Genomic DNA, 19,942 nt, shown 5'->3' with positions numbered 1-19,942 from the left:
GCCATGCTAACGGGGCGCCTCCTCCCGGGACGGCGGCGATCCGCGGCGGGAGGCCCCGGACCCGGCCTGGGAGACTGGCGGCATGATCATCCTCGCCGGCACTCCCATCGGAAACCTCGGCGACGCCTCCCGCCGGCTCGTGGAGGCGCTGGGCTCCGCCCGCCACGTCGCCGCCGAGGACACGCGCGTGACCATCCAGCTGATGCGCGCCCTGGGCGTCGAGAACCGGCCCGCCCTCTACGCGCTGCACGACCACAACGAGCGCGAGCGCGCCGCCGAGCTGGTGGAGCTGGCCCGCGAGGAGGACCTGCTCGTGCTGAGCGACGCGGGCATGCCCACGGTCTCGGACCCGGGCTACCACCTGGTCGAGGCGGCGGTGGCGGCGGGAGTCGCGGTCACCGCGCTGCCCGGTCCCTCGGCGGTGCTGATGGCGCTCGCCGTGTCCGGGCTCCCGACGGACCGCTTCAGTTTCGAGGGGTTCCTGCCCCGTCGGCACGGCGAGCGGGTCTCGACCTTCCGGGCGCTCGTCGACGAGCGGCGCACCATGGTCTTCTTCGAGTCCCCGCACCGGATCGGCGACGCGCTCGCCGACCTGGTCGAGGCGATGGGCCCCGAGCGGCGCGCCGTCGTCTGCCGCGAGCTCACCAAGATGTTCGAGGAGGTCCGGCGCGGCACGGCGGCCGAGCTGGCCGAGTGGGCGGCCGACGGCCTGCGCGGCGAGATCTGCCTGGTCGTCGAGGGAGCCCCCGCGCGGGAGGCGTCGCTCGGGGACGCGCTGGCCGACGTGCTGGCCCGCGTCGAGGCCGGATCGCGGCTCAAGGAGGCGTCGGCCGAGGTCGCCGAGATCACCGGGCTCTCGCGCCGCGCGCTCTACGAGGCGGCGCTCGCCTCCCGCCGCGGCTGAGGGCTCCCTCCCCGGCGGCGATCGCGGCCGGTCGTCCACGGCCTCCGTCACACGCCGGGAGCGGTGCCGCGCGGTGAATAGGATGGTCGCCATGTCCGACGGCGCCTCCTTCTACCTCACGACCCCGATCTTCTACGTGAACGACGTCCCGCACATCGGGCACGCGTACACCGAGGTCGCCGCCGACGTGCTCACCCGCTGGCACCGCCAGGCGGGCGACGACACCTGGCTGCTGACCGGCACCGACGAGCACGGCCAGAAGATCCTCCGCACCGCCACCGCCAACGGCACGACCCCCCAGGAGTGGGCCGACCGCCTCGTGAGGACCGCCTGGCAGCCGCTGCTCGAGACCATCGACATCGCCAACGACGACTTCATCCGCACCACGGACGCGCGGCACGAGGTCAACGTCCAGAAGTTCCTGCAGAAGCTGTACGACGAGGACGCGATCTACACCGGCGAGTACGAGGGCTACTACTGCGTGGGCTGCGAGGAGTACAAGCAGCTGTCCGACCTCGAGGAGGGCACCGGCGACTACGCAGGCCAGTACGTCTGCAAGATCCACTCGAAGCCGGTCGAGCTGCTGAAGGAGAAGAACTACTTCTTCAAGATGAGCGAGTACACCGAGCGGCTGCTCGCGCTCTACGAGGAGCGACCCGACTTCGTCCAGCCCGAGTCGGCGCGCAACGAGGTCGTCAGCTTCGTCCGCCAGGGCCTGGCCGACCTGTCGATCTCCCGCTCCAGCTTCGACTGGGGCGTGAAGGTCCCGTGGGACGACTCGCACGTGGTCTACGTCTGGTTCGACGCGCTGCTCAACTACATCACCGCGGTCGGCTACGGCCAGGACGAGGCGGAGTTCGAGCGCCGCTGGCCCGCGACCCACATCGTCGGCAAGGACATCCTGCGGTTCCACGCGGTGATCTGGCCCGCCATGCTCATGGCCGCGGGCCTCGAGGTCCCCCGGCAGGTGTTCGGCCACGGCTGGCTGCTGGTCGGCGGCGAGAAGATGTCGAAGTCGAAGCTCACCGGCATCGCGCCCGAGCAGATCACCGACACCTTCGGCTCCGACGCCTTCCGCTACTACTTCCTCCGGGCCATCACCTTCGGCCAGGACGGCTCGTTCTCGTGGGAGGACCTGTCGGCGCGCTACCAGTCCGAGCTCGCGAACGGCTTCGGCAACCTCGCCTCGCGGGTCGTCGCGATGCTGCACCGCTACTACGACGGCGTCGTGCCTGCGCCGGGCGAGCCGACCGAGGCGGAGGAGCGCGTGCAGCGCATCGTCGCCGAGGCCGCCGCGTCGGCCGACCGGTCGATCGACGCGCTCGCGATCCACGACGCGATCACCGCCGTGTGGAGCATCGTCGAGGAGCTCAACGGCTACATCACCGAGCAGGAGCCGTGGGCACTCGCCAAGCGCGAGGAGCGCGAGCGCCTCGGCACGGTGCTCTACACCGCGACGGAGGGGCTCCGCGCTCTGGCCGTGCTGCTCTCGCCGGTCGTGCCGCGCGCGACGGCGTCCCTCTGGGAGGCGCTCGGCGTGACGGAGTCGCTCGGCGCCCTCACCGCGCAGCCGATCCGCGAGGCGGGCCGGTGGGCGGTCCTCCCCGTCGGCACGACCGTCGGGACGCTCGCCGCGCTCTTCCCGCGCATCGAGGCTCCCGCGTCCTGACGGCCGCGCCTCGACCCGTGGACGGAGCAGTCGCGCGGCCTGGAGTCGCCGACGGAGGATCCGCAGGAGAGTGCCCGATGACCGCGATCCGAACGCGAGGGGCCGGGTGCGAGCGGTCCTCCGCTCCGGGGACGGCGGGGCGCTGATGACGCGCGAGGTCCTCGACGCTCTCGAGCAGGCGGCCGAGCTCACCCGGCGCCACGTCGGGCACCCGGAGCGCGCCGCCGCGCTCGCCCTGCGCCTGCACCGGGTGACCGCTCCGACCGAGCTCGTCTACACCCGGTTCCCGCCGACCCTCAGCCTGGTGCTGGCCGGCCGGAAGCGCTCGGTGGTCGGCGACTCCGACGAGCGGTGGGGCGCCGGCCGCTTCCTGATCACCCCCGTCGATCTGCCGGTGGTGGCGGCCGTCGTGGAGACCGGCGACCGCGGCGACTTCCTGTCAGCCAACTGGCATCTCGACCCGCTCGTGGTGGCCGAGATCGCGGCGCTCGCCCCCCGGACGGCCCCGCGGGCTCCCGCCCCGCGGATCGGCACGGTCACGGAGGAGATGGCCGACTCGCTGCGCCGACTCTTCCGTCTGCTCGACGCCCCCGCCGACATCCCGGTGCTGGCCCCCGCGATCACGCGCGAGCTCGTGCTGCGGCTGCTGCAGACGGACCAGGCGCCCCGGCTGCTGGCCGCGTCCAGCACCGTCCGCTCGGAGGCCGTCTCCCGTGCGGTCGAGGCGATGAGCGCGTCGCTCTCGCGCGGCTGGACCCTCGGCGCGCTCGCCGCGGAGGCGGGCACCAGCGTGCCCACGCTCACCCGCCGCTTCCGCGAGCTGACCGGGATGTCGCCGTTGGGCTACCTGCGGCGGCTCCGCCTGGGGGAGGCCAGGAGACTGCTCCTGGTCCGGGGCGACACCGCCGCGCAGGCCGCGGCCGCGGTCGGCTACGCGAGCGCGTCGCACTTCGGGCGCGACTACCGCCGCGCCTACGAGACGACCCCCGCGGCCGACGCTGCGCTCCACCCCGGGCCGCTCGTCCAGATCCACTGAGCGGCGGGCGCTGTCGCGGGGACTCCGAGCGGCGCGTGACGCGGCGTCAGACGCGGGCGCCGACGATGCCTCCGTCGACGTCGAGCGTCGTGCCGTGGACGTACGAGGCCTCGTCCGAGACGAGCCAGCGCACGGCCAGGGCGATCTCGTCCGGACGTCCGGGCCGGCCGGCGGGGGCGGACGCGGTCATCTGCTCCAGGATCGCCGCGGCGTGCTCGTTGCCGGGCGTGAGAGTCGCGCCGGGCGCGACGGCGACCACGCGCACGCCGCTCGGGCCGTACTCGGCCGCCCACGCCCGCGTGAGGTGCTCCAGCGCCGCCTTGGTCGCGGGGTAGAGCGCGGTCCCGGGCGTTCCCACCCGTCCCATCCACGAGGTGATGTTGACGACCACTCCGCTCCCGCGCTCGGCCATGGCCGGGGCGATCGCCGCGACGAGCTGGTGCGGCACGCGGATGTTCGTGGTGAGGAGGGACTCGACATCGGCGTCGCTGAGGTCGGCGGTCGGCCCCACCGGGAACACTCCGGCGTTGTTGACGAGGACGTCGATCCGCCCGTCGAGGAGGGTCAGCGCCCGGGCGGCGACGGCGCGGGTCTCCTCCGGCGTGCCCGCGAGGTCGGCGACGAGCGCGGAGGCGGTGCCCCCGTCGGCGCGGATGCCGCGGACGACGGACCCGACCCGCTCGGGGTCGCGTCCGTGCACGAGGACGTGAGCGCCGGCCCCGGCGAGGCGGCGGGCGATGGCCGCGCCGATCCCGCTCGAGGATCCGGTGACGAGGGCGTGGCGTCCGGCGAGGGAGCCGGATGCGGAAGGGGCGAGGAGCTCGGTGTCTGTCATGGCTCCAGCCTCCCGGCGGTGCGGGAGGCGGGCTGTCCCGATCCGATCGGGTGCTGACCCGATCCGCTCAGGGCGCCTCAGCGGCCGCCTCTCGGCCCTCGTCGGCCCGGGACTCCGGCCCCCGCGAGCCCTCCCGGTAGCCTGGAGCGCATGACCGACAGCCAGCACGTCCGCTCCCGCGAGGCCTCGTCCGGCCGCGACCTGACGTACCCGCCGCTGCCCGAGGCGCTCGTCGTCCCCGTCTACGACAACCACACGCACCTCGAGATCGCCGACGGCCTCGAGCCGCTCGACCACCGCGAGCAGCTCGACCGGGCCTCCACCGTCGGCGTCCGCGGCGTCGTCCAGGTCGGCACCGACGTCGAGACGAGCCGCTGGTCGGCCGAGCAGGCGGCGAGCGAGCCGCGCATGCTGGCCGCCGTCGCGATCCACCCCAACGAGGCGCCCGAGCTGGAGGAGCGCGGCGAGCTCGACGCCGCCCTCGCCGTGATCGCCGAGCTGGCCGAGCAGCCGCGGGTGCGGGCCATCGGCGAGACCGGGCTCGACTTCTTCCGCACCGGCGAGAGCGGCCGCGCCGCGCAGTTCCGCTCGTTCGAGGAGCACATCCGCATCGCGAAGGAGCACGACCTCGCGCTGCAGATCCACGACCGCGACGCGCACCGCGAGGTCATCGACACCCTGCGCCGCGTCGGCGCCCCCGAGCGCACCGTCTTCCACTGCTTCTCCGGGGACGCGGAGATGGCGCGGATGTGCACGGACGAGGGCTGGTACCTCTCCTTCGCCGGCACCGTGACGTTCAAGAACGCCGAGCCGCTGCGGGAGGCGCTCGTCGCGACCCCGCGGCACCTCATCCTGGTCGAGACCGACGCGCCGTACCTCACTCCGTCGCCCTTCCGCGGCCGCCCGAACGCGCCCTACCTCCTCCCGCACACCCTGCGCTCGATGGCCGCGACCCTCGAGACCGACGTCGGCCACCTGGCCGCGACGATCGCGTCGAACACGGAGGCCGTGTACGGCGAGTGGGGCGGCGAGGTCGGCTCCGAGCCGACGGAGCCGGTCGGACCCCTCGCATGAGCGGCCGCCACGCCGCCGAGCCGACGGCCGCCGCGATCCCGCGCCTGCTGGGCCCGGCCGAGATCCGCGACCTCGCGGGCCTGCTCGACGTCACGCCGACCAAGAAGCTCGGCCAGAACTTCGTGCACGACGCCAACACGGTCCGCCGCATCGTCAAGCTCGCTCGGGTGCGCCCGGGGGAGACCGTCGTCGAGATCGGCCCCGGCCTCGGATCGCTGACCCTCGGCCTGCTCGAGGCGGGCGCGCAGGTCGTGGCCGTCGAGATCGACGGGCGCCTCGCCGAGCAGCTGCCGCGCACCGTCGAGCTGTTGGCGCCGGGCGCCGATCTCGCGGTCGTGCACGCCGACGCTATGAAGGTGCTCGACCTGCCGGGGGAGCCGGTCCGGCTCGTCGCCAACCTCCCGTACAACATCTCGGTGCCGGTGCTCCTGCACTTCCTCGAGCACTTCGCCAGCATCCGGTCCGGAGTGGTGATGGTGCAGTCCGAGGTCGGGCACCGGCTCGCCGCCGGTCCCGGCTCCAAGGTCTACGGCGGCCCGAGCGTCAAGGCGGCGTGGTTCGGCTCCTGGACGACGGGCGGCGCGGTCTCGCGTCAGATCTTCTGGCCGGTGCCGAACGTCGACAGCGTGCTCGTCGCGTTCGACCGCGGCGAGGAGCCGGGCGACGAGACCCTGCGCCGCGCCGTCTTCGCGGTCGTCGACGCGGCGTTCGCGCAGCGGAGGAAGATGCTCCGCCAGTCGCTCGCGACCCTCTTCGGCGACAGCGCCGCGGCGATCGTCGCGCTCGAGCGGGCCGGCGTCCCGCAGACCGCGCGCGGCGAGGAGCTGGACGTCGCCGCCTTCGTCCGCCTGGGCCGCGAGCTCGATCCGGCGCGGGTCCCCGTGCGCGGCGCGGCGGTGCCCGACGGGTCGCTGGCGGAGACCGACGGGGACGACGCGGACGGCGACGGGGAGCCCGCCCCGGGTGCGGACGAGGGCGCCTCCGCCACCCTGTAGCGTGGATGCATGGCCCACCGCGCGACGTCGAATCGGGTCCACGCGCGGGCGCCAGGCAAGATCAACGTGTTCCTCAAGGTCGGCGCCGTGCGCGACGACGGGTACCACGAGCTGGCCACCGCGTTCCAGTCGCTCTCCCTCTACGAGGACGTGTTCGCGGAGGAGGCGGCCGACTTCTCGGTCTCCTTCTCGGGCTCGATCGACACCTCCCGCCTGGCCGTCGACGGCTCCAACCTCGCGATCAAGGCGGCTCGGGCGCTCGCCCGGGCGACTGGCTACCGCGGCGGCGTGCACCTCGAGATCGAGAAGAACGTCCCCATCGCCGGCGGCATGGGCGGCGGCTCGGCCGACGCGGCCGCGACCCTGCTCGCCTGCGACGCGCTCTGGGGCACGGCGTGCACGAGGGAGCAGCTGCTCGGCATCGCCGCGAGCCTCGGCGCCGACGTCCCCTTCTCCTTCACCGGCGGCACCGCGATCGGAGTCGGCCGAGGCGACGAACTGAGCCCGGCGCTCGCCAAGGGCCGCTTCGAGTGGGTGCTGGTCCTCTCGGAGGAGGGCCTGTCGACCCCCGAGGTCTACAGCGAGCTCGACCGGCACCGCGAGCGCCACCTGCACGACTTCCGCCCGATCTCGGCGACCCCCGCCATCGATCCGAACGTGCTGCAGGCCCTCCGCGCCGGCGACGCCGCCATGCTCGCCGACGCGATGCACAACGACCTCCAGGCGCCGGCGCTGCACCTGCAGCCCGGGCTCGCCCGCATCCTCGAGCTCGGCGAGGGCCGCGGAGCGCTCGGCGGCCTCGTCTCGGGGTCCGGACCGACCGTGGCGTTCCTCGCTCCGGACGCCGATGCGGCGGCCGACTTGCAGCGCGAGCTGAGCTCCGCGCGGCTGAGCGCCGTGCGGGTCTCCGGCCCGGTCCACGGGGCGCGCCTGCTCTCGACCTAGTCGCGGAGGCGGTGCCTCCGGAGCGGGGCGCGCGAGCCCCGCGCCCTGCGCCCTCCACAGACGGTCCGCAGAGAAGTTCCGACCTCGTGGCTTAGAGTGCCGCTCATGTCCCGCCGAGCCACCCTCTTCGCGATCCTCTCCGGGATCGTGGCCGCCGTCGTCGCCCTCGCGGCCGCCGAGGTCGTCGCGGTCTTCACCGGAGCGGGCGGCAGTCCGCTGGTCGCGGTCGGCGGCTTCGTCATCGACATCGTGCCCCCGGGCGTGAAGGACACGGTCATCGCGCTCTTCGGCACCGGCGACAAGCTCGTGCTGCTGGTCTCGATCGGCCTCGCGATCGCGCTGCTGGCCGTCGGCGCGGGAGTCCTCGAGTACCGCCGCCCGCCGTTCGGCGTGCTGCTGCTGGCCGTCGTCGCGGGCGCCGGTGCGCTCGCCGCCGTCAGCCGCGAGGGCGCCTCCGGGATCGACGCGGCGCCGAGCGTCGTGGGAATGGTGGCCGGCGCCGCCGTCCTCCGCTCGGCCTCCGTCCGCCTCCGCGGCTGGCACGAGGAGCGCGAGAGCGGCTCCCCGGACCGCCGGTCGTTCCTCCGCCTGGTCGGGATCGCCGGAGTCGCCGCGGTCGCCGCCGGCATCGGCGCCCGCTTCCTCACGTCCGCCTCCGCCGCCGTCACCGCCGTGCGCGAGGCCGTGTCCCTGCCGGCTCCCGCCTCGGCCGCCGCGCCCGTCCCGGCCGGCGCCGTGCTCGACGACATCGACGGCATCAGCTCCTACGTCACTCCCAACTCCTCGTTCTACCGGATCGACACCGCGCTCTCGGTGCCGTCGGTCGAGCCCGCCGACTGGTCGCTGAAGATCACCGGCATGGTGGAGGAGGAGATCGAGATCACCTGGGACGAGCTGCTCGCACTGCCGCTCGAGGAGCATTTGGTCACCCTGTCCTGCGTGTCCAACGAGGTCGGCGGCGACCTGATCGGCACCGCCCTCTGGCTGGGCTACCCGATCCGCGAGCTGCTGGCCCGCGCCCGGCCGACCGCCGGCGCCGACATGGTGCTCTCGCGGAGCATCGACGGCTTCACCGCCTCCAGCCCGCTCGACGTGCTGCAGGACGAGGACCGCGCGAGCCTGCTCGCCGTCGGGATGAACGGCGAGCCGCTCCCGGTCGAGCACGGCTTCCCCGTCCGGATGGTCGTCCCCGGCCTGTACGGCTACGTCTCGGCGACGAAGTGGGTCGTCGAGCTGAAGGTCACGACCTTCGCGGAGGACCTGGCGTACTGGTCGACGCGCGGCTGGACCGAGCGCGGTCCGATCAAGATCGAGTCGCGGATCGATGTGCCGCGCCAGGGCCAGCCCGTCGAGGCGGGGACGGTCGCCGTGGCGGGAGTCGCCTGGGCGCCGCACACCGGCATCGCGAAGGTGGAGGTGCAGATCGACGGCGGCGCCTGGCAGGAGGCGCGCCTCGCCGAGCAGGTCACCGCGGACACGTGGATCCAGTGGGTCCTCGAGTGGGACGCGACGGTCGGCGACCACGTCGTGACCGTGCGCGCCACCGACGCGGACGGCACGGTGCAGACCACGGTCGAGCGCCCGCCCGCTCCTGATGGTGCCACGGGACTGCACCGCCGCTCGGTGTCCGTCTCGGAGCCGGCACCCGCGGGCTGAGGTCCGGGGGCCGCGACCCGGCCGCACTGTGATCGACCCGCGGCGGACCGCTCAGGCGGCACCGCCTAGGCTGGATCCCTATGGCACATCTGCTGGGCGCCGAGGCGCTGCGACTCGAGTACCCCACACGCGTGATCTTCGACGACGTCTCTCTGGGGATCGAGGAGGGCGACCGCATCGGGATCGTCGGACGCAACGGCGACGGCAAGTCGACCCTCCTGCGCCTGCTCGCGCAGCGCATCGAGCCGGACAGCGGCCGCGTCACGCACCGCCGCGGCGTCACGCTCGGGATGCTCGACCAGGCCGACACGGTCGACGAGGACCTCACCGTCGCCCAGGCCGTCGTCGGCGGGCTCCAGGAGCACGAGTGGGCAGGCGATGCGCGCACCCGAGACGTGATCGCGGGCCTGCTGCGCGACGTCCCCTGGGACGGAGTGGTCGGCTCCCTCTCGGGCGGCCAGCGGCGCCGGGTCGCCCTCGCGAAGCTGCTCGTCGGCGACTGGGACGTCGTCTTCCTCGACGAGCCCACCAACCACCTCGACGTCGAGGGCATCGCCTGGCTCGCCGAGCACCTCAAGCGCCGCTGGGCGGCGTCGTCGGGCGGGCTCGCGGTCGTCACCCACGACCGGTGGTTCCTCGACGAGATCTGCACCGCCACCTGGGAGGTGCACGACCGCCTCGTCGAGCCGTTCGAGGGCGGGTACGCGGCGTACATCCTGCAGCGCGTCGAGCGCGACCGGATGGCGTCGACCATGGAGGCCAAGCGCCAGAACCTGATGAAGAAGGAGCTCGCCTGGCTCCGGCGCGGCGCCCCCGCCCGCACGGCGAAGCCCAAGTTCCGGATCGACGCCGCGAACCAGCTGATCGAGGACGAGCCCCCGGTGCGCGACTCGGTCTCGCTCTCGCAGCTCGCCGTCTCGCGCCTGGGCAAGGACGTCGTCGACCTGCTCGACGTCACCGTCCGCTACGGCGAGCGGACCGTCCTCAACCGCATCGAGTGGCGGATCGCGCCCGGCGAGCGCACCGGCATCCTCGGCGTGAACGGCGCCGGCAAGTCGACCCTCCTGGGCCTGGTCGCGGGCAGCGTGGAGCCGACGAGCGGCCGGGTGAAGCGCGGCACCACCGTGCGCGTCGCGATCCTCGACCAGCAGCTGCGCGAGCTGACCGGGGTCCAGCACCGGCCCGTCCGCGAGATCATCGCGGAGCAGCGCACCAGCTACTCCATCGGCGGCAAGGAGATGACCCCGGGCCAGCTGCTCGAGCGGCTCGGCTTCTCGAGCGCGCAGCTGTCGACGCCGGTGAAGGACCTCTCGGGCGGTCAGCGCCGGAGGCTCCAGCTCCTGCTCATCCTGCTCAGCGAGCCCAACGTGCTGATCCTCGACGAGCCGACCAACGACCTCGACACCGACATGCTCGCCGCGATCGAGGACCTGCTCGACTCCTGGCCGGGCACCCTCCTCGTCGTCTCGCACGACCGGTACCTGCTCGAGCGCGTCACCGACCAGCAGTACGCCGTGATGGACGGCGCGTTCCGCCACCTGCCCGGCGGAGTCGAGCAGTACCTCGACCTGCGCCGCGCGCTCGAGAAGGGCGCGCCCGCGGCGGCCTCGTCGGGCTCCTCCTCCGCCGCGCCGGCGAGCGGACTCGCGGGGGCCGAGCGGCGCACCGCCGAGAAGGAGGTGTCGGCGATCGACCGGCGCCTGCACAAGCTCACCCAGCTGACGAAGACCGTCCACGAGAAGATGGCGACGCACGACCAGGACGACTACGACGGCATCCTGGCGCTCAACGCCTCGCTCCGCGCCTACGAGGACGAGACGGCCGAGCTCGAGCTTCGCTGGCTGGAGCTCTCGGAGCAGCTCGAGGGCTGACGCCGCTCTTCTCCGCGGCACCGGCAGCTGTCCCGTACCGCGTGGGCGGGCCGCCGTCGCGGGCCCGGGGCGACCGGCTCAGCCGAAGTCGAGGGAGAGCTTGCGGAGGAGCTGCGCCAGCCGCTCCTGCTGGGCGTGGGTGAGCGCGCCGAGCAGCTCCTGCTCCGCGTCGACCAGGCGGGTGATCGCCGCGTCGACCCGGGCGAGCCCCGACGGCGTCATCTGCACCAGCACGCCGCGCCCGTCGTTCGGGTCGTCGAGGCGCTCGACCAGGTCGCGCTCGACCAGCCGGTCGATGCGGTTGGTCATGGTGCCGCTGGTGACCATGGTCGCCTGGAGGAGCTGCTTGGGGCTCATCCGGTAGGGCGCGCCCGCGCGCCGCAGGGCCGAGAGCACGTCGAACTCCCACGTCTCGAGCTCCGACCGGCCGAAGGCGCTGCCGCGCGCGCGCTCGAGCTGCTTGGCCAGTCGGCGCATCCGCGAGAACACCTGGAGCGGCGTGAAGTCGAGATCGGGCCGCTCCCGGACCCAGGCGTCGACGATCCCGTCGACCTCGTCATTCGCACTCACCCGTCCATTGTGGCGGCTGGGCGGCTCGGGGGACGCCGGGAGGCGGACGGGCCGGGAGGCGGGGACCTCCCGGGCCGCCGTCGTCCGCCCGAGCGGCGGCCGCCCGCGCCCGAGGCGGGGCCGGGGGCGCGGGGGTGGCAGGATGGACGGCGCGCGATCGCGCGGTCCGCCATGGTGTAACGGCAGCACGGCAGCCTTTGGAGCTGTCCGGTCCAGGTTCGAATCCTGGTGGCGGAGCGGCACCAGGATGGTGCGCTCACGGAGGAGAACGCGAAGAACATGGCAGACAGCACGCTCGCCGTCGTGATCCTGGCGGCAGGCCAGGGCACCCGCATGAAGTCCCGCACCCCGAAGGTCCTGCACCGCCTCGCCGGGAGGCCGCTGCTCGGGCACGTGCTCGACACGGCCGCCTCGCTCGACGCGGCGCACGTCGTCACCGTGGTGCGCCACGAGCGCGACCGGGTCGCCGAGGCCGTCCTCGAGCACACCCCCTCCGCGCTGGTGGTGGACCAGGACGAGACGCCCGGCACCGGCCGCGCGGTCGAGCAGGGCCTCGCGGCGCTCCCGGCAACCTTCGCCGGCACGGTCGTCGTGCTGAGCGCCGACGTCCCGCTGCTGGACGCGCCGACCCTCCGCCGCCTGCTCGACGAGCACCTCGCCGCGGCGAACGCGCTCACCATGCTCTCCTGCGTGCTCGAGGACCCGACCGGCTTCGGCCGGATCGTCCGCGGCGGCGACGGCGCCTTCGCCTCCATCGTGGAGCAGAAGGACGCGAGCCTCGACGAGCTCGACCTCACCGAGATCAACGCCGGCGTCTACGCCTTCGACGCGGCCGCGCTCCGGTCGGTCATCGGCGCGATCGGCACCGAGAACGCCCAGCGGGAGAAGTACCTCACCGACGTCGCCGCCGCGCTCAAGGCCGCCGGCCGCGCGATCGAGGCCGTCCCCGTGCAGGACCGCTGGCTCGTGGCCGGGATCAACGACCGCGCCCAGCTCGCCGCCGCGGCGCTCGAGCTCAACGCGCGTATCGTGCGCCGCTGGCAGCTCGAGGGCGTCACGATCCAGGACCCGGCGACGACCTGGATCGACGTGGACGCGGTCCTCGCCCCGGACGTCGAGATCCTCCCGGGCACGCAGATCAAGGGCCCGACCGTGATCGCGACCGGCGCGGTGATCGGCCCGGACACGACGCTCGACTCGTGCGAGGTCGGCGAGGACGCGGTCGTGAAGCGCTCCGACGCGACGCTCGCCGTGATCGGCGCGAAGGCCCAGGTCGGCCCGTTCTCGTTCCTCCGCCCCGGCACCGTGCTCGGCGCCCGCGGCAAGATCGGCACCTACGTCGAGACCAAGAACGCCGTCATCGGCGAGGGATCGAAGGTCCCGCACCTCTCCTACGTCGGCGACGCCGTCATCGGCGAGGAGTCGAACATCGGCGCCGGCTCGATCTTCGCCAACTACGACGGGGTGAGCAAGGCGTCCTCCGTCGTCGGCTCTCACGTGCGTGCGGGGTCGCACAACGTCTTCGTCGCCCCCGTTAGAATCGGTGACGGAGCGTACACGGGCGCCGGCACGGTCATCCGCAAGGACATCCCCGCCGGAGCCCTCGGGATCACCGTCGCTCCGCAGCGCAACATGGCCGGGTGGGTGCAGACCCACCGTCCGGGCACCGCAGCGGCCGACGCCGCCGAGGCGGCCCTGGCGTCGGATCTCGACGGATCCGACCAGGCGCCCACCGGAGGAAGCGGAGCACAGTGACCGGCATCACCGCCAGCAACAAGAAGAGCCTGGTCCTCGTCTCGGGGAGGGCGCATCCGGCACTGGCGGAAGCGGTCGCCGACGAGCTCGGGACCGAGCTCGTCACGACCGAGGGGCGGACCTTCGCGAACGGCGAGCTCTACGTCCGCTACGGCGAGTCGGTGCGCGGAGGCGACGTGTTCGTCCTCCAGTCGCACACGTCCCCGATCAACGAGTGGCTGATGGAGCAGCTGATCATGGTCGACGCGCTCAAGCGCGCCTCCGCCAAGCGGATCACCGTGGTCGCCCCCTTCTACCCCTACGCGCGCCAGGACAAGAAGGGCCGCGGCCGCGAGCCGATCTCGGCCCGCCTCGTCGCCGACCTCTTCAAGGCGGCGGGAGCCGACCGGATCATGTCGGTCGACCTCCACGCGGCGCAGATCCAGGGCTTCTTCGACGGCCCCGTCGACCACCTCTTCGCGATGCCGGTGCTGCTCGAGCACTTCCGCGAGAAGCTCGACCCCTCGACCCTCACCATCGTCTCGCCCGACATGGGCCGCGTCCGCGTCGCCGACATCTGGAGCGACAAGCTCGGCGTCCCGCTGGCGATCATCCACAAGCGCCGCGACCCGAAGGTCGCCAACCAGGTCTCCGTCCACGAGATCGTCGGCGAGGTGAAGGGCCGCGTCTGCCTCCTCGTCGACGACCTCATCGACACCGGGCGCACCATCGCGAAGGCGGCCGAGGCGCTGAAGAAGGCGGGCGCGATCGGCGTGGTCGTCGCGGCCACCCACGCCGTCTTCTCGGACCCGGCGGTCGAGCTCCTGAGCTCGGAATTCATCGACTCGGTCGTCGTCACCGACACCCTGCCGCTGCCGCCGGAGAAGACCTGGGACCGCCTGACGATCCTGCCCATCGCTCCGCTGCTGGCCCGCGCCATCCACGAGGTCTTCGACGACGGCTCCGTGACGTCGATGTTCGACGGCGACGCGTAGGACCCCGCGCCCCGGGTGCGCCCTGCAGAGCGCACCCGGGTCCCGCCCCGGCTCCACCGCCTAGGGTGAGGCCGTGCCCCAGCGTTCGGATGCGACTCTCGCCCTGGCGGCGGTCTTCCTGGTCTGGTCGCCGGCCGCCGCCGCGGCGGGCTGGTGGCTGCTCCTCGGGCTCGCCGTCGCTGCGGCCGCCGCGGCCCTGAGCGCCGTCGCCGACGCCGGGCGCACCGTCCACGACGGCCCCTCCTCCGAGTGGCTCGGGATGGTCGGGCGCGCCTTCGCCTCGGCCGCGCTGGCCCTGACCGCGGCCCAGTCTGTCCTCGGGGGAGCGGCCCGGCCCCTGGCCGTCCTGCTGATCGTGGCCGTCGCGCTCTTCGGCCTGCGCGGCGGGCGCCTCCCCGCTCGCCCGGTCCTGCTCCTCGTCGGCGCGGTCGTCGTCCTGCTGGCCGCCGCCGCCGTGATCGTGCTGGCGTCCCCTCCGGACCCCGCGCCGCTCGACCCGCTGCGCGACGGAGGGCCGCTGGGAGCCGGCACCGCCGCGGCGCTGCTCCTCATCCTCCTGCCGACGTCCCGCTCCGGCGCGGTGACGGCTCTCCGCCCCGCCCTGCTGCGCATCGGCATCGCCACGGCGGCCGCCGCCGCGCTCGGCACCGGTCTGCTCCTGGCGGCCGGTCCCGAGGTCCTCGCGTCCTCGGAGACCCCCCTGAGCGCTGTCACCCGGGGCACGCCCGCGTCCGGGCTCGTCGGGGCCGCCGCGGTGATCGCGGTCCTGCTCGCGCTCCTCGACCTCGGGAGGAGGGATGCGCGCGCCCTCGTCCGTCTCGCCGACGCAGGGGAGATCCCGGCAGTGCTCGCCACCAGGAACCGCAGGACCGGCGTGCCGGCGGCGGCCCAGCTCGTCCTCTGCCTGGTCGCCGTGCTCGCGGTCGTGATCCTCGACGCCGACGCGCTGCTCGCCTTCGCCGTGGCCGCTCTGCTGGTGGCGACCATCGTGCGGCGCCTCGACCACGGAGCGGCCGGGGCGAGCGGGCCCGCCCTCGCGTCGGCCGCGGTCTCGCTGCTGCTCCTGCTCGCCCTCCCGGCGGCCACGGCGGCCGCCGCAGCGGTGCTCCTGGCGGCGCTCCTGATCGCGCGGGCGTTCCGGACCTGAGGGGTCAGCCGGCCCGGGCGTCGAGCGCCCGCTCGGGGAGCCGGAGGGCCAGCGGATCGGCGCGGACGCGGTCGAGCCCGGCGCGGACCGCGCCGAGGGCGACGGCCCGGTCGCCCAGAGTCGAGGGCAGCAGTCGCGGCACCGGGGCGTGCACGTGTGATGCGAGCCGGTCGGACACCTCCGCGAGCAGGGGTCCGGCGGAGGAGGCGAGCGCTCCGCCGACGACGAGGAGCGAGACGTCGAGCAGGTTGACGAGGGCCGCCGCGATGCGGGTGAGGCGGTCGGCGAGGCGGTCGACCACCGCGACGGCGAGCGCGTCACCGGCGAGCGCGGCGTGGAGGACCTGCTCGGCGCCCGGGTGCTCGAACCGGTCGAGGAGGGAGGCCGGGCGGTCGCGACGGGCGAGCTCCTCTCCGGCCCAGGTGCGGGCGAGCAGGGCCAGACCCTCGGCCGAGCCGACGCCCTCGACGAGGTCGAGGACGCGCATCTCGCCGGTGAGCCCGCGGGCACCGCGGAGGAGCGTGCCGCCGAGGACGACGCCGCCGCCGAGGCGCTCCCCGGACAGCAGGGCGAGGTAGTCGTCGCAGCCGACGGCCGCGCCGCGCCAGCCCTCGGCGAGGGCCGCGAGGTTCGCGTCGTTGTCGACCACGGGCGACCAGCCGCGGGCGGAGAAGTGCTCGATCAGACCGGGGTTCATCGCCGCCCAGAAGCCGTTGGCGTCAGCGGGGGAGGCGCCGAGAGCGTCGACCGGGGCCGGGACGCCGAGCGTGACGGCCAGCACAGCGGAGTCGTCCACCCCGGCCTCGCGGAGGGCGCGGTCGAGGACGCGCTCGATGTCGGCGCGGCGGCGCTCGTGCCGGAGGTCCTCGATCCGCTCGTGGTCGACCGGCTCGACCCGGCGTGCGACGGTGCTGCCGAGGAGATCGGAGACGACGACGTCGATACTGTGCTGCCCGGCGTCCACGCCGACGACGACCCCGGCCAGGCGGCGCAGGGCGTAGCGCCGGGCGGGCCTGCCCTTGACGTAGTCGCCGGCTGCGCGCTGGTTCTCCAGCTCCTCGAGCCAGCCGAGCTCGATCAGGTCGTCGCAGACGGCGATCACCGTCGACCGGGTGAGCCCCGTGGCGGCGATCAGGTCGGAGGCGGTGAACGGATCCCCGCTGAATGCGCCGTCCAGGACCTCGAGGGCGCTGCGCCGGCGCTGCGACGAGAAGGTGCTCTCGGTCATCGGCACACTCCCTCTTGACCCGGGCCGGATCGGCTGCAACAGTACATCCCGTATTAAATTCTGCCACTAGATTTAGTGGGAGAAGCAATTATTCCCTCGACACCCGGGAGACGACGACGTGCCCCCTCACACCCCCACCGGCCTGAGCCGGCGATCGCTGCTCGCCGCAGCAGGTGCCGCCGCCGCCGCCCTCGGCCTCTCGGCCTGCGCGTCGCCCTCCGGCTCCTCCGGCGTGACCGAGATCACCTTCTTCCAGTCCAAGCCCGAGGTCATCGGCTACTTCGACGAGGTCATCGAGCGCTTCCACGCGGCCCAGTCGCGCGTCCGCGTCGTCCACGACTTCTCCTCGAACCTCTCGGCCGGCTTCGTCCGCAGCAGCCCGCCGGACCTCGGCTGCCTGAACTACAACTTCGAGGTCGCCCGCTTCGTCGAGCGCGGCGCCCTGAGCGACCTGTCCGACATGCCGGAGGCCGCGCGGATCAACCCCGACCTCCAGCCCCTCATCGAGCAGACCGCCGCCTACCCCGGCCGCACCAGCGTCCTGCCGTACTCGCTGATGATGGCCGCGGTGCTCTACAACCGGGAGATCTTCGCCCAGCAGGGCCTGGACGTGCCGACCACCTGGTCCGAGTTCGTCGCCGTCTGCGAGGCGCTCACCGCCGCGGGCATCACGCCGATCTACAGCACCTACAAGGATCCGTGGACGGTCTCGCAGGGCCTGTTCGACTACTCCGTCGGAGGCACGGTGGACCTCGAGTCGTTCTTCGGCCGGCTGAAGGAGCAGGGGGCCGACGTCGGTCCGGGCTCGCCCGTCTCGTTCGAGAAGGACTTCGCCGACCCGATGCAGCAGATGCTGCAGGTCGCGTCGTACTCCAACCCCAACGCCGCCAGCCGCGGCTACGGCGACGGCAACCTCGCCTTCTCCCGCGGAGAGGCGGCCATGTACTTCCAGGGGCCGTGGGCGCTCAGCGAGATCGCCAAGACCGCTCCCGATCTCTCCGTCGGAGCGTTCCCCCTGCCGATGACGGAGGATCCTGACGAGCGCCGGGTCCGCGTGAACGTCGACCTCGCGCTGTGGATCCCCGAGGCCTCCCGCAAGAAGGAGGCCGCGCGCGAGTTCCTCTCCTTCCTGATGCAGCCGGAGATCATCGACGCCTACAACGCCGACAACAACGCCTTCGGAGTCACCACCGACGCCCCCGCCGTCGAGCAGCCCACCCTCGTCGAGCTCCAGGACTTCTACGATCGCGCCGCATTCAGCCTCGGCGCCTCCCAGCTCGTGCCGCAGAACATCCCGCTGCAGAACTACGTGCAGGGGATGGTCCTCGGCTCCGACCCCGCGGCGACCCTCCGGACGATCGACGCCGACTGGGCGCGCATCGCCTTCCGCTCCTGATCCGACCCTTCTCAGAGACGAGACACCCATGGCCACCTCCACCCCCGTCCGGGCCCCGGAGCGCACCGCCGCGCCCCGCCGCCCGGCCGCGCGAGCACCGAAGCGGCACCGCTCGGACCGCACGTTCCTGCTCTACCTGCTGCCCGCGCTCGTGCTCTTCACGCTCGCGATCACGCTCCCTGCAGTGATGGGGATCTTCTTCAGCTTCACCGACTCGATCGGCTTCGGCGACTGGCGGTTCATCGGGCTCACCAATTACGCCGCCCTCTTCTCCGACCCCGCGATCCTCGCGTCCTACGGCTTCACCGTCGGATTCGCGCTGGTGACCGTGCTCCTGGTGAACGTGGTCGCCTTCCTGCTCTCGATCGCGCTCACGGCGCAGATCCGCGGGAAGGTCGCCCTCCGCGCGGTGTTCGTGCTGCCGATGGTCGTGTCGGGCATCATCATCGCTTTCGTCTTCAACTTCCTCTTCTCGAACTCGCTGCCCGCGTTCGCCGAGTCGATCGGAGCGACACCGCTGGCGAGCAGCATGCTGGCGAATCCGGACCTCGCGTGGATCGCGATCGTCGTCGTGACCGCATGGCAGGCGGTCCCTTCAGCGTTGCTGATCTACATCGCCGGAGTGCTCTCCATCCCCGGTGACGTCTACGAGGCGGCCGCCCTCGACGGCGCCTCCGCCTGGGGGCAGCTGCGCTCGATCACGCTGCCGCTGGTCGCCGGCTACGTGCTGATCAACCTCGTCATCGGCTTCAAGAACTTCCTCAACGCCTACGACATCATCGTCGGACTGACGGACGGCGGACCGGGCACCTCCACCCGCAGCGTCGCGATGACGATCTTCTCCGGATTCACCAGCGGCGACTACGCCTACCAGATGGCCAACGCCACGATCTTCTTCCTCATCGCGCTCGTGATCGCGCTCGTGCAGCTGCGCGTCTCGCGCGGAAAGGCGGCCTTCTGATGACCAGCCAGGTCCCCCTCGCCCCCTCCCTCCCGGGCACCCGCCCCGCCGTCGACGCCGACGCGCGGCGACCCGGCCGCCGCCGGCGCCGCTCCGCGCTCCTGCTGAGCCTCCTGCTCGCGGTCTGCGCCCTCTCGGTGATCGCACCCCTCTGGGTGACGGTGACGATGGCCTTCAAGACCACCGCCCAGGCGGTCGACGGGAACGCCTTCTCGCTGCCGGCGCCCTTCTCGGTCGACGGCTTCGTGCAGGCCTGGAACCTCACCGACTTCCCACGCGGCTTCGCGATCTCGGTCCTCGTCTCGGCCATCACGGTCGGCGGCACCATCGTCCTCGCCGCTCTCGCCGCCTACGCCATCTCCCGCAACTGGCACCGCCGCTTCTACCGCTGGTCGTTCTTCTACCTGCTCGCGGCGATGTTCCTGCCGTTCCCGGTGCTCGCTCTCTCGCAGGTGTCCCTCACCGGCCTCGCCGGACTCGACAACCCGATCGGCGTCGCGATCCTGCACATCATGTTCCAGCTCTCGTTCAGCGTGATGCTGTTCACAGCATTCCTCCGCTCCCTCCCCGAAGAACTGGAGGAGAGCGCCCGCCTCGACGGAGCGACCACCAACCAGGTCTTCTGGCGGCTGGTGTTCCCCCTGCTGGCACCGATGAGCGCGACCGTCGGCATCTTCGCCTTCCTCGCCTCCTGGAACGACTTCATGATGCCGTCGCTGATCACCTCGGACCCGACGCTCCAGACGCTCCCGGTGCTCCAGAAGATCTTCCAGACCCAGTTCAGCAACGACTACAACGTCGCTTTCGCGTCCTACCTGATGGCCATGGCACCGGCGATCATCGTCTACCTGTTCACGCAGCGGTGGGTGATGTCCGGCGTCACCCAAGGCGCCATCAAATAGGGCCCGCGGGTCTCGGGGCGGCCG

Annotated in this window: 17 protein-coding genes and 1 tRNA gene; 15 read left to right on the top strand and 3 right to left on the bottom strand. The window is 72.9% G+C overall.

The annotated features are described in order from the left end of the window. Positions 1-82: 82 nt before the first annotated feature. From rsmI to C5C59_RS08055, 3 genes are all read left to right on the top strand, one after another. The gene (gene rsmI, locus C5C59_RS08065) at positions 83-904 is read left to right on the top strand and encodes a 16S rRNA (cytidine(1402)-2'-O)-methyltransferase (RefSeq protein ID WP_104237685.1); all 822 of its coding nucleotides are present in this window, start codon (positions 83-85) and stop codon (positions 902-904) included. A 91-nt stretch (positions 905-995) separates the two neighbouring features. Continuing rightward, positions 996-2,573 carry a methionine--tRNA ligase gene (gene metG / locus C5C59_RS08060; protein ID WP_104237684.1) on the top strand — a complete coding sequence of 526 codons (1,578 nt, stop codon included), beginning with the start codon at positions 996-998 and terminating at the stop codon, positions 2,571-2,573. A 70-nt stretch (positions 2,574-2,643) separates the two neighbouring features. Beyond that, entirely contained in the window at positions 2,644-3,609 is a 966-nt protein-coding gene (locus C5C59_RS08055; RefSeq protein WP_258062654.1) for an AraC family transcriptional regulator, read from the top strand. Positions 3,610-3,655: 46 nt separating this feature from the next. On the opposite strand, the gene C5C59_RS08050 is transcribed toward C5C59_RS08055, so the two are convergent. Then, positions 3,656-4,444: an SDR family NAD(P)-dependent oxidoreductase gene (locus C5C59_RS08050; RefSeq protein WP_104226925.1), complete on the bottom strand. Its 789-nt coding sequence runs from the start codon at positions 4,442-4,444 to the stop codon at positions 3,656-3,658. Positions 4,445-4,594: 150 nt separating this feature from the next. Here C5C59_RS08050 and C5C59_RS08045 point away from each other — a divergent pair, with 150 nt between their 5' ends. The 5 genes from C5C59_RS08045 (at position 4,595) to C5C59_RS08025 (ending at position 10,985) form a co-directional block, all read left to right on the top strand. Further along, positions 4,595-5,518 carry a TatD family hydrolase gene (locus C5C59_RS08045; RefSeq protein WP_104237683.1) on the top strand — a complete coding sequence of 308 codons (924 nt, stop codon included), beginning with the start codon at positions 4,595-4,597 and terminating at the stop codon, positions 5,516-5,518. Beyond that, a complete protein-coding gene (gene rsmA, locus C5C59_RS08040) occupies positions 5,515-6,513 on the top strand; it encodes a 16S rRNA (adenine(1518)-N(6)/adenine(1519)-N(6))-dimethyltransferase RsmA (RefSeq protein ID WP_104237682.1) in 999 nt (332 codons plus the stop codon). Before C5C59_RS08045 ends, rsmA begins: the two co-directional genes overlap by 4 nt. A 9-nt stretch (positions 6,514-6,522) precedes the next feature. Next, on the top strand, positions 6,523-7,458 hold the full coding sequence (locus tag C5C59_RS08035) for a 4-(cytidine 5'-diphospho)-2-C-methyl-D-erythritol kinase (RefSeq protein WP_104222334.1): 936 nt from the start codon (positions 6,523-6,525) through the stop codon (positions 7,456-7,458). A 105-nt stretch (positions 7,459-7,563) separates the two neighbouring features. Continuing rightward, on the top strand, positions 7,564-9,114 hold the full coding sequence (locus C5C59_RS08030; RefSeq protein WP_104237681.1) for a molybdopterin-dependent oxidoreductase: 1,551 nt from the start codon (positions 7,564-7,566) through the stop codon (positions 9,112-9,114). Between the two features lie 80 nt (positions 9,115-9,194). Next, complete coding sequence (locus C5C59_RS08025; protein WP_104237680.1) at positions 9,195-10,985, top strand: ABC-F family ATP-binding cassette domain-containing protein; 1,791 nt, start codon at positions 9,195-9,197, stop codon at positions 10,983-10,985. 78 nt (positions 10,986-11,063) lie between these two features. On the opposite strand, the gene C5C59_RS08020 is transcribed toward C5C59_RS08025, so the two are convergent. Continuing rightward, on the bottom strand, positions 11,064-11,555 hold the full coding sequence (locus C5C59_RS08020; RefSeq protein ID WP_104222340.1) for a MarR family winged helix-turn-helix transcriptional regulator: 492 nt from the start codon (positions 11,553-11,555) through the stop codon (positions 11,064-11,066). A gap of 165 nt (positions 11,556-11,720) precedes the next feature. Here C5C59_RS08020 and C5C59_RS08015 point away from each other — a divergent pair. From C5C59_RS08015 to C5C59_RS08000, 4 genes are all read left to right on the top strand, one after another. Then, positions 11,721-11,792 (top strand) — tRNA-Gln (locus C5C59_RS08015). 42 nt (positions 11,793-11,834) lie between these two features. Beyond that, complete coding sequence (gene glmU, locus C5C59_RS08010; protein WP_104251258.1) at positions 11,835-13,310, top strand: bifunctional UDP-N-acetylglucosamine diphosphorylase/glucosamine-1-phosphate N-acetyltransferase GlmU; 1,476 nt, start codon at positions 11,835-11,837, stop codon at positions 13,308-13,310. Continuing rightward, entirely contained in the window at positions 13,307-14,284 is a 978-nt protein-coding gene (locus C5C59_RS08005; protein WP_104233686.1) for a ribose-phosphate diphosphokinase, read from the top strand. The genes glmU and C5C59_RS08005 overlap by 4 nt, the downstream gene beginning before the upstream one ends. Before the next feature lie 73 nt (positions 14,285-14,357). After that, positions 14,358-15,431, top strand: a complete 1,074-nt coding sequence (locus C5C59_RS08000; protein ID WP_104238991.1) for a hypothetical protein — start codon at positions 14,358-14,360, stop codon at positions 15,429-15,431. Between the two features lie 4 nt (positions 15,432-15,435). On the opposite strand, the gene C5C59_RS07995 is transcribed toward C5C59_RS08000, so the two are convergent. Beyond that, on the bottom strand, positions 15,436-16,659 hold the full coding sequence (locus tag C5C59_RS07995; RefSeq protein WP_104238992.1) for an ROK family protein: 1,224 nt from the start codon (positions 16,657-16,659) through the stop codon (positions 15,436-15,438). A 118-nt stretch (positions 16,660-16,777) separates the two neighbouring features. On the opposite strand from C5C59_RS07995, the gene C5C59_RS07990 reads away from it, so the two are divergent. From C5C59_RS07990 to C5C59_RS07980, 3 genes are read left to right on the top strand one after another with little or no spacing between them, the layout of a single operon-like run. Further along, positions 16,778-18,055 carry an ABC transporter substrate-binding protein gene (locus C5C59_RS07990; RefSeq protein WP_104238993.1) on the top strand — a complete coding sequence of 426 codons (1,278 nt, stop codon included), beginning with the start codon at positions 16,778-16,780 and terminating at the stop codon, positions 18,053-18,055. Between the two features lie 28 nt (positions 18,056-18,083). Beyond that, positions 18,084-19,016, top strand: coding sequence for a carbohydrate ABC transporter permease (locus C5C59_RS07985; RefSeq protein ID WP_104238994.1), 933 nt, complete (start codon positions 18,084-18,086; stop codon positions 19,014-19,016). Next, positions 19,016-19,918 (top strand): carbohydrate ABC transporter permease, encoded by a 903-nt coding sequence (locus C5C59_RS07980; protein ID WP_104238995.1) that lies wholly within the window; start codon positions 19,016-19,018, stop codon positions 19,916-19,918. The genes C5C59_RS07985 and C5C59_RS07980 overlap by 1 nt, the downstream gene beginning before the upstream one ends. Positions 19,919-19,942 lie beyond the last annotated feature (24 nt).

It is taken from the genome of Rathayibacter sp. AY1F4 (assembly GCF_002931775.1).
GTDB lineage: Bacteria > Actinomycetota > Actinomycetes > Actinomycetales > Microbacteriaceae > Rathayibacter.
Note: the sequence above shows the minus strand (reverse complement) of the source record. Positions and strands in the feature narration are given on the sequence as shown.

Excerpts from the sequence above, each read along its gene's own strand:
- rsmA (WP_104237682.1), top strand. The coding sequence starts at position 5,515 with ATGAGCGGCCGCCACGCCGCCGAGCCGACGGCCGCCGCGATCCCGCGC.
- C5C59_RS08030 (WP_104237681.1), top strand. The coding sequence starts at position 7,564 with ATGTCCCGCCGAGCCACCCTCTTCGCGATCCTCTCCGGGATCGTGGCC.
- C5C59_RS07995 (WP_104238992.1), bottom strand. The coding sequence starts at position 16,659 with ATGACCGAGAGCACCTTCTCGTCGCAGCGCCGGCGCAGCGCCCTCGAG.
- C5C59_RS08050 (WP_104226925.1), bottom strand. The coding sequence starts at position 4,444 with ATGACAGACACCGAGCTCCTCGCCCCTTCCGCATCCGGCTCCCTCGCC.
- C5C59_RS08045 (WP_104237683.1), top strand. The coding sequence starts at position 4,595 with ATGACCGACAGCCAGCACGTCCGCTCCCGCGAGGCCTCGTCCGGCCGC.
- C5C59_RS07985 (WP_104238994.1), top strand. The coding sequence starts at position 18,084 with ATGGCCACCTCCACCCCCGTCCGGGCCCCGGAGCGCACCGCCGCGCCC.
- rsmI (WP_104237685.1), top strand. The coding sequence starts at position 83 with ATGATCATCCTCGCCGGCACTCCCATCGGAAACCTCGGCGACGCCTCC.
- metG (WP_104237684.1), top strand. The coding sequence starts at position 996 with ATGTCCGACGGCGCCTCCTTCTACCTCACGACCCCGATCTTCTACGTG.
- C5C59_RS08035 (WP_104222334.1), top strand. The coding sequence starts at position 6,523 with ATGGCCCACCGCGCGACGTCGAATCGGGTCCACGCGCGGGCGCCAGGC.
- glmU (WP_104251258.1), top strand. The coding sequence starts at position 11,835 with ATGGCAGACAGCACGCTCGCCGTCGTGATCCTGGCGGCAGGCCAGGGC.
- C5C59_RS08025 (WP_104237680.1), top strand. The coding sequence starts at position 9,195 with ATGGCACATCTGCTGGGCGCCGAGGCGCTGCGACTCGAGTACCCCACA.
- C5C59_RS07980 (WP_104238995.1), top strand. The coding sequence starts at position 19,016 with ATGACCAGCCAGGTCCCCCTCGCCCCCTCCCTCCCGGGCACCCGCCCC.